Below are 1,413 nucleotides of genomic sequence, written 5' to 3'. Positions count from 1 at the left end.
CGATGGTTCAAAATTCAAGCTAAATATCGGTTTCAGAACCTATAACCACAAGTAACCTAACGCAACGGCCTAACGGTGAAGTTGTGCGGCGGCAAACCACCTCGAACTCCCACCGATAGCCTCTTTACCGTCCGCGCCAACATAGTATTAGACATCGCTTCATCGAATTGGAAGTTTACGAACACGCACAGAATCATCGCTAATAGTAATTGCTGCACCTTCTATTAGTTCCGTTTCCACAATAGGTAAAGCATCTAGGAGCTTTTGAGCAACTACGTTAGGCTTGGCAGAAGACAGGCGTAATGTAATCAAACTGGGCAGGCCATAATTACCGAGAGCCACCAGCATGGAAAAATCTAAGTCTTGCGTTAAGACGACTCTGCCTTCTACTCTGGCAAGATCCAAAACTTCCGCATCGGAAGCAGTCGCAGGCAACAAGTCTGTAGTGCGGACTATGTCGTAGCCCTGTGACTTTAAAGCCGCAACTGTTAAAGGAGAGATATGAACGTCAGCCAGCAAACGCAGACTACTCATGCTGAGGTGAAGCTAACAATACGATCAGACACAGCCCAAGCTGCATAATTAAGAGCCTGACGAATATCTTCCTCTTCCAGTTCTGGGTAAGCCTCTAAAACTTCCTGAATAGATAACTGACTAGCCAACAACTTCAGGACAAATCCTACAGTAATACGCATTCCCCGAATAGTCGGCTGCCCAAGACACACTTGTGGATTAACAGTAATACGATCTAGGTCTCTAGTCACTGTGGAACTCCTGATATAGACTCCTCCTCTATTGTTAGATACAGCAAACAACATGTCTTGTCTGTCTAACGGCCTGAAGTCACTAGCAGCCGATACTCCTCTCGCCTCTGCAACCCAACTCACCCTTTCCACGGCTGTCCAGTGGAATGATGGGTTATGCCAGAAACCAGAAGCAACAACGACTTTGAGCAACTCAGATACCATCAATAGCATAGCCGATTCCCGAAGGGATCGCTTTGCGAATCGTCCCTTTACCGACAATCCCTACCCCAAAAACGATCGTCTCCGTAACCTTCCCCAACACCAACCTTGATCGCCCAGAAAAACCCTCAGTCAACCGTCACCGCACTAACCTTCAAAGACCGTCGGTTCTCCAACCTTGAAAAAGGCTAGCCTCGATCGTTGAGCCAGAGCATTCATCAACCGTCGCATTCAGCACCTTGAACGATCGTCGGCCTTCCAACGTTGAAAAACTCCTATCTTGATCGAAGTGCTAAAACCTTAATCAACTGTCAGCCTCAGAACCTTAAACAAGCATCATTTCTACACTCTGAAACAACTCCAGTCTCGATCGATGGTTCAAAATTCAAGCTAAATATCGGTTTCAGAACCTATAACCACAAGTAACCTAACGCAACGGCCTAACGGT

The 1,413-nt window shown here is 46.6% G+C and carries 3 protein-coding genes; 1 reads left to right on the top strand and 2 read right to left on the bottom strand.

Annotation, left to right across the window (positions count from 1 at the left end; translation table 11 throughout):
• Window positions 1-159: 159 nt before the first annotated feature.
• Window positions 160-534 carry a DUF5615 family PIN-like protein gene (locus NZ772_18945; GenBank protein ID MCS6815636.1) on the bottom strand — a complete coding sequence of 125 codons (375 nt, stop codon included), beginning with the start codon at window positions 532-534 and terminating at the stop codon, window positions 160-162.
• Window positions 531-764 carry a DUF433 domain-containing protein gene (locus NZ772_18940; protein ID MCS6815635.1) on the bottom strand — a complete coding sequence of 78 codons (234 nt, stop codon included), beginning with the start codon at window positions 762-764 and terminating at the stop codon, window positions 531-533. The genes NZ772_18945 and NZ772_18940 overlap by 4 nt, the downstream gene beginning before the upstream one ends.
• 52 nt (window positions 765-816) lie before the next feature.
• Here NZ772_18940 and NZ772_18935 point away from each other — a divergent pair, with 52 nt between their 5' ends.
• A complete protein-coding gene (locus NZ772_18935; protein ID MCS6815634.1) occupies window positions 817-1,077 on the top strand; it encodes a hypothetical protein in 261 nt (86 codons plus the stop codon).
• The last annotated feature ends 336 nt before the right edge of the window (window positions 1,078-1,413 follow it).

The organism is Cyanobacteriota bacterium (genome assembly GCA_025054735.1).
Classification (GTDB): domain Bacteria; phylum Cyanobacteriota; class Cyanobacteriia; order SKYG9; family SKYG9; genus SKYG9.
Note: the sequence above shows the minus strand (reverse complement) of the source record. Positions and strands in the feature narration are given on the sequence as shown.